Source organism: Bacteroides sp. ET489 (assembly GCF_030518095.1).
In the GTDB taxonomy this organism is placed as follows: Bacteria; Bacteroidota; Bacteroidia; order Bacteroidales; family Bacteroidaceae; genus Bacteroides; species Bacteroides ndongoniae.
The window spans coordinates 1-6,415 of sequence record NZ_JAULLJ010000069.1 but is presented as its reverse complement, the minus strand read 5'-3'; the positions used below and the strand labels follow the sequence as shown (position 1 = coordinate 6,415).

The window sequence follows — 6,415 nt, the reverse complement described above, 5'->3', positions numbered from 1 at the left end:
ACCACTGACAAAGAAACGGTTTGAGATTATCTGCAAACGCATACAAGAACTTGATAAATATGCAACTATATAAAGAAATGGGAACGAATGACAAAGAAAACAGATTGGATAAATTTATAGAGAAGTTTCGCAACGACTATACTTCTGGGAATATAGATTTACCTCAATATGAAAAATATTTCGCTTGGAAATTTAAAAAGGCACCTCTACCAAATTTCCATGATGTGGTAATGATGGCCGAACATGTATCGGATGATATAACAAAATATGAAACACTATACCCAAATGCAGCTTCATATACGGAACCATATATCAACGGAGACCCGTGGCAGAACTATAAGCCATATGGGAAAGACAAATATATCGTTTCATATTTGAGTTATATGGAAAATGAGTTATTAAACCTACAAGTAAGTGGTTTTCTTAGCATGGTATAGACTATATATTTTTTGTAGAAAATGTATATTGATAAATATATTCTTTATATTTTTGCACATAAATCATTGATATGCAAGAAAAAACAAATATACAAACATCAACTCTAAGAGTACCTAAAAACATACTCGAAGAAATAAAAATATATTGCCGAAAAGCCGGGAAGCCTGTCGGTGAATGGGTTGAAACAGCCTGGAAATTCATAGAAAAGAACGACTTCGATATCTATGACAAGGAAACAACACCATTTCTTCCTGTTCCTCCAGACATCGAGAAGGAAAGGAACCAGGTAGAAGCCTTGTGTATGCTTATGAGTGAATTTATAACGGCACAGAAGCAGATACAGCTTCCGGCTCCAGAGCTTATCGCAAAGGCAGCTGAAGAAAAAGTACGTGCTGAAATGAAAGCTGAAGAACAGGCAAAAGAGCTCCAGGTTCTTCAGGAAGAAAACAACCGATTGCGTAACGAAATCAAAGTTCTTCAGGAATATAAGGAAAAAGCACACCGGGAACTTTGCCGTGTACGTGATGAACAAAAGACTTTCGGAAAAATAAGAGTTAATACAGAACTACAAACTATAAAATCAAGGTAATATGAAAACAAAGAATTTATTTGGAATACTGATGCTATTCCTGTTTACATTTGCCTTTATCAGTTGTGATAAAGAAAATGAAGAAGGTAAAAAAATTACTGACTACAAAGAGTATATTTTAACTGTTGCATCGGAAATGAAACCAGGTGTAATGTGGTCAGATGGGTATAATTATCTTAAAGAAGTGTATCCAGTAAAAAAAGAAAATACCGAAGAGTGGGAAGCTATGGGGTATATTGATGGGTTTGAATTTGAAAAAGGATATGAATATAAAATAAAAATCAGCGAAACAAGTTATTTAGATTATAGAATGGGACAACCTGCTTGGACAGAATATGATTTGCTTGACGTTGTGTCAAAAGAAAAAAAAGATTCGGAAGGTCTGCCGTTGCATTTCATACCTGAATGGTTTTATGAAGAATATGTTTTACCTAAGTATCAATATGCCGTTGAAGCCGACAACAAAGAAGTAATAGAAGAGGATTTAAGGACTAATTCTATTCTTCCATTGGACTATCATTATATGCTTTATCGAGGAGAAGACAGTTCTTTAAGATGGATTGCGATAAAAGATGATAGTAATACTCTTGGGCCGTGTATTATAAAAAGCGAAAACAAAGATCCGGAGAAAATGCCTGAATCCTACAAATTACTACCTTGGGAAGGAAATGTTTACGGATTTATGGGGTGGCAATTCTTGGACAAAGAAGGAAATGAAACAAACTATCCTTCGTTTGACGTATTTGCAAGTCGTTCAACCAAATCAAGAACTTTCAATCCTGCTCCCAATACAGTGTGTCTATATAAAGACTTAACGGAATACTACAAAAACAAATATCCTGAAGCTGGAGTAAAAGCGGTTGTGGTTTCTTATACAGTTAGTATCAACTAAAATATAACCTCCGGCTGTGTGATTTGTCTGTTGTATTATTGATATATACCCTAGTTTTCCTTATTATCTATCATTTGGTAGATGATAAGGAAAACTCTCTTGATTATCCCAATTCAGTTGGTTTCATTATATCTTGATTTTGTTACAGATTCAAATTTACATACCCATTCCAAAACCACAGCTTCTCTTCCTGGACTGATCGAGTTCTTCCTCCTGTTGCTTCTTTCTCTGCGGTGCCTGGTTGATTTCCGGAACTTGGGAAATACTGTTTCCCTGTTGTTGGCTCTCTTCCCGGCCTTGTTCCTGGTGCGGTTCCTGAAGATCCCGGCTCCATTCGGCTTTCATCTTCTCAAGCCGTTCATGGTTCACACATTCCGCCCACTCCTTTTTCTGAAAGATTTCTTTCGGGCTTCCGTTCTTCATGGTATTGAGATAATCGAAGGTCTGTTCCGGGACCCGGTCATACCCTGTGCGCTTGTCAAATGAAGATTCACACTTTCGGAAAAAATCTGTTCTGTCGAAACCGCCCTTCACGTTTCCGCAGTTCTTCTTCCCGGTGTGATTGGTCTTTGGACTTAGCTTCCTGGTGTTGCTCCTGTCCTTCCGGCTGACGATTATATGTGCGTGCATGTCGTACCGGTCGGCTCCCTTCCTCTCAAAATGGATCTTTCCGTAATACTCGATATCCTCTTTGTTCAGGCCTTTTCCGAACCCTTCCGCATAGTGCTGCATCACATCATCACGCACATACTTTCTCATGGCTTCAGCCTGTTCCTTCTCGGTCTTGCCCATTTTCTCCAGCTCCCGGCTGGAAGGGCTTACCGTGATCACATAGAACTTCGCATCGTTCCGGCTTAATTTTGCCTTGTTGTTGTCTATCTTGAAGGTTACTTCCTGTGCGCTTATGTAGTCACGAGAATTATTGAAAAACGGCTGTACTTCCTGGCCGTTCTTCATGCGCTCCAGATCCTCATGCTGGAGATAGGTCGTTACTCCTGTGCAGCTCCCTGTATTGGCATAGGTTCCAGAACCGCCACCCTGAATTTTTATATTCATAGTCCCCTCCTTTCCTTTTCCCTCTCATAGACCTTGTTTATATCATCGAGCAGCCCGGTCTTTCCTTTTGCATCGAGGAAGGAAACTATATGTTGCATGGCTTTAAGTTGTGCTGTTTCGTTGGCTTCTATCCGTTTGAAAATGGCCTGCTGGTTCTTCCTGATAACTGCATCAGAATCCCGTACCGCTCTTTCAGCTCTGTCAATAGCTTTTCCCTTTTCGCTGGATTGATTCATCACCTCGATGAAAAGTTCGCTGTTCTCCTTCAGGAACCGCCTGAACTTTTCTTCCGAAAGTAAGGATGAAAGGCTTATGGTTATCTGTGTGCTGGCTCCAGCCAGAGCTTCACAAGCCGGACGCACAAGATCCGTTTCCTGTTTCTTCAGAAATGCGAACACCTGATCCATGCGCTTGATAAGCTTCTGCATTTCCTGTGCCGGGCTTTCATGCTCAACCGGGTTTATACCGTACTTCTCAAAATAATTTATAGCATGTGTAAGGAACTCCATTTTTGACACATTGTTTGCCTTGGCCAGACGGTCAAGTTTAGTAAAAGTAGTACGTTCTACTGCTACCGTTGTTTTGCTGTCTTTTTCCATGATATTATAAGGCTTATTATAATGAATTAATATACTAACTTATTGGTTTACAAGATAGTATATTTATTCATTATAACCAAATTATATTAGTATAATTTTCTAAATAGCTGATTTACAGCTAAAAACCCCGTAGGGCAAGAGGAAAAAACAGGGCTTGCCCGGTTTCCTCTTGCTGTTCTATCAAACACCCTCCCCAGCGCGAAATTAGCAAAGGGGACGGGGAGAGATAGAACCTATCCCACACACGTGAACACCCACGAAAACCGCACACCCGGTACACAACAGAATTACCCAACAAAACCGCACAACAGGCCATTTCCGGAACACCACAAAAAACTCATCGGTCGGGGAGCGCCGCACGGCAAGGGGCGGGACCACCCGTCCCGACGAGTGCAGCCATTTGCAGTGCATATTCAAAATAAAAGTCAGCAGAACTTACTTTGTTATTGAAGATCTACTGACTTTCTAAAATAGTTATGTTATTTTTTCTTCTTTCCAAACAATTCCGAATGACTGCCAAGCCTAACCAGCTTTACGACTTCATCATCGATCCATATCAAAAGAAAATCATTTTCTACGTGACATTCCATATGACCTGCATAATCACCTGAAAGCATATGAGGTTTAAACTCTTTTGGAACGTCCTCACAACGTTCCAAGTATCCTACAATATCATAAAGCTTTTCAAGTTTGGTTTTATCATTCCTGTATCGTTTCAGGTCTTTCCGGAACTGACCACCAGTCTTAACTTCTCTCATTCACTACAGGATTTTATAAAGTTCTCGAAGCTGCTTGTATCAACTTTCTTCAGGTTTTTCCCAGCACGAGCTTCTTCTATAGCCGCTTTGGTCTCTTCGTTTGGCTCTGTGTACATGGCATCCATAAGAAGACATTCCACAAAGTTGTTTAAGCTCCGATGTTCACGTTTGGCAGCACTCTTCAGCATGTCCAGAAGGTTGCTGTCAAGTCTGAATGCAGTTAGTTTTTTTATTGTCACTTCCATACTGTTATACTTTTTATCGCAAATGTATAACAATGTATATTAAAAGCAAAGAAAATAAACATAAAATTACCAATATACACACTTTTTAACGCGCCAGAAAATTTGCCTACCTAAACCCACCTAACTCCCTAAAGGGAGGGTTCTCTTTTTCTCCTTCTTTGTGCGGTTTTCCACATGGACAAGCAAGGTCACTTTCATCCTAAAATCCGCTTTCTTGTTAGAATGTCTTTGCAGAATATCTTGTACAAACGTGTTTTTAGCATTGTAAAAGGCTGATTTTATGTGTTTTATAAATGGTAAAAAGGGATAAAAGATACTCAAATTACTAAATAAAAGGGATAAAAGATACTCAAATTACTAAAATTACCCCCTATAAAAGATACTCAAATTACTAAACATACCGATAAAAAATACCTTTTCTTTTTGCATGTTACTTTTTATTGTCTATATTTGCAAAGTACCCCCTAAAATTCAAGAATATGGTAAAAGGAAAAGACTTGGTGCCGTTCATACCTCCTACAGAAGAAGAAATAATGCTCATTCAGCCTAATAATGTAACTTTTGGGCAGTACAATATTTCTGAATGGCAAGAAAACTTGCTTACTCTTATCAGTGACAAAATACAAAAGCACATGACAAGAGAAGAAGAACTGCCACGTGACTTATTTAATCAGCCTTATGTTACTATCAGATGCGATGAAGCTGGAGGAAGAAACAATAAAACAAAAGTCTTAAAAGAAGCTCTGGACTTGACAAAAAAGAATTTTTCCTTTCGCTGGGTTCACCCAAAAATACACAAGACAATAGAAACTATTGGCGCAATCATAACAACGATACACAACATAAAAGGGACTAACCAGGTAATGCTTAATATAAATCCTTGGGCGATTCCGTTCTTGATTTATTACGGTGTTGGTGTCGGAGGTACAAGATATTCCAAAGGTCTTGCGCTTGGGCTTCGTGGTAACTACACAAAAAGACTGTATAAGATAATTTGTAGCCAAAGGGATAGAAAACAGTATTACTACCCGATACTTCAGCTAAGAAAAGATTTGGAGATACCGGAAGTCTATTCTAATGCCCAGATAGACCAGAAAATTTTACGTCCGGCAAAGGAACGCATCAAGGAAAGTGGTTCTGATGTATGGTTTGACTATGAACTGATTTGCAAATACCCAATTAAGGGAAGGAAGCCTAAAGCTGATACAGTTGTATTCAATATCAACACTCTCCATCCACGAGAAGAAGGAGGGGAGCAATACGAACAATATTCATTTGCTTACAGGTGGATCAGTAATGCAATGGATAACCCTACAAACAATAAAGCTGTAAAGGCTGTAGATAAAATAGCAGAACTCGGAAGGCTGAAAAATGTATATGAAAGGTGCTGTTATTACGATGACAGAGTATGTACAGGAGAAATGACAAGAAAACACGCAGAAAATGCACTGCTTAAAATGTTAAGAGAAGAATTTGGAATTAAATAACTGAATCCGTAACACATTCAAGCCTATGAAATCAATGCAATACATCAACTGGGATAATCTGAAGAACATCCCGTTCTTCCTCTGCCAGGTGGTCGAGGATGAAGATAACCAGGATATAGATATATATTACTTGGGCGAACGTGTCCTACATGACTATGACCACGTGGGACACTATATGCGCTCTGCCATTGTGTTGTTCCGGCGGATTCGAAACCGTACCGCCGACTGGGTGAACCTGGAGAACCTTTGGACGCTCCGGAACTGCATCAGGGAGAACTACAATCACGGTATAGGAGTGGACGCACTTATCTATGGCGATGACTTCGATGGAGAGAATCCAGACACGCTTAC

The 6,415-nt window shown here is 39.4% G+C and carries 9 protein-coding genes; 5 read left to right on the top strand and 4 right to left on the bottom strand.

What is annotated here, in order from left to right:
- Window positions 1-77 precede the first annotated feature (77 nt).
- The 3 genes from Q3C19_RS17600 to Q3C19_RS17590 all read left to right on the top strand — a co-directional run bounded on the left by Q3C19_RS17600 (window position 78) and on the right by Q3C19_RS17590 (window position 1,919).
- The gene (locus tag Q3C19_RS17600; protein WP_302731093.1) at window positions 78-437 is read left to right on the top strand and encodes a hypothetical protein; all 360 of its coding nucleotides are present in this window, start codon (window positions 78-80) and stop codon (window positions 435-437) included.
- Window positions 438-508: 71 nt separating this feature from the next.
- On the top strand, window positions 509-1,027 hold the full coding sequence (locus Q3C19_RS17595) for a hypothetical protein (protein ID WP_302731091.1): 519 nt from the start codon (window positions 509-511) through the stop codon (window positions 1,025-1,027).
- 1 nt (window position 1,028) lies between these two features.
- Entirely contained in the window at window positions 1,029-1,919 is an 891-nt protein-coding gene (locus Q3C19_RS17590; protein ID WP_302731089.1) for a DUF4377 domain-containing protein, read from the top strand.
- A gap of 156 nt (window positions 1,920-2,075) precedes the next feature.
- On the opposite strand, the gene Q3C19_RS17585 is transcribed toward Q3C19_RS17590, so the two are convergent.
- The 4 genes from Q3C19_RS17585 to Q3C19_RS17570 form a co-directional block, all read right to left on the bottom strand.
- Entirely contained in the window at window positions 2,076-2,975 is a 900-nt protein-coding gene (locus tag Q3C19_RS17585) for a DUF5712 family protein (protein WP_302731087.1), read from the bottom strand.
- The gene (locus Q3C19_RS17580; protein WP_243326785.1) at window positions 2,972-3,574 is read right to left on the bottom strand and encodes a BfmA/BtgA family mobilization protein; all 603 of its coding nucleotides are present in this window, start codon (window positions 3,572-3,574) and stop codon (window positions 2,972-2,974) included. Before Q3C19_RS17580 ends, Q3C19_RS17585 begins: the two co-directional genes overlap by 4 nt.
- Before the next feature lie 479 nt (window positions 3,575-4,053).
- Entirely contained in the window at window positions 4,054-4,332 is a 279-nt protein-coding gene (locus tag Q3C19_RS17575; RefSeq protein ID WP_087407183.1) for a type II toxin-antitoxin system YafQ family toxin, read from the bottom strand.
- Complete coding sequence (locus Q3C19_RS17570; protein ID WP_087407184.1) at window positions 4,329-4,577, bottom strand: toxin-antitoxin system protein; 249 nt, start codon at window positions 4,575-4,577, stop codon at window positions 4,329-4,331. The genes Q3C19_RS17575 and Q3C19_RS17570 overlap by 4 nt, the downstream gene beginning before the upstream one ends.
- Window positions 4,578-5,056: 479 nt before the next feature.
- Here Q3C19_RS17570 and Q3C19_RS17565 point away from each other — a divergent pair, with 479 nt between their 5' ends.
- Both Q3C19_RS17565 and Q3C19_RS17560 read left to right on the top strand, forming a co-directional pair.
- Complete coding sequence (locus tag Q3C19_RS17565) at window positions 5,057-6,064, top strand: replication initiation protein (RefSeq protein WP_302731078.1); 1,008 nt, start codon at window positions 5,057-5,059, stop codon at window positions 6,062-6,064.
- A 25-nt stretch (window positions 6,065-6,089) separates the two neighbouring features.
- On the top strand, window positions 6,090-6,415 hold a 326-nt coding region (locus Q3C19_RS17560), incomplete at its 3' end, for an exo-poly-alpha-D-galacturonosidase (RefSeq protein ID WP_302731076.1).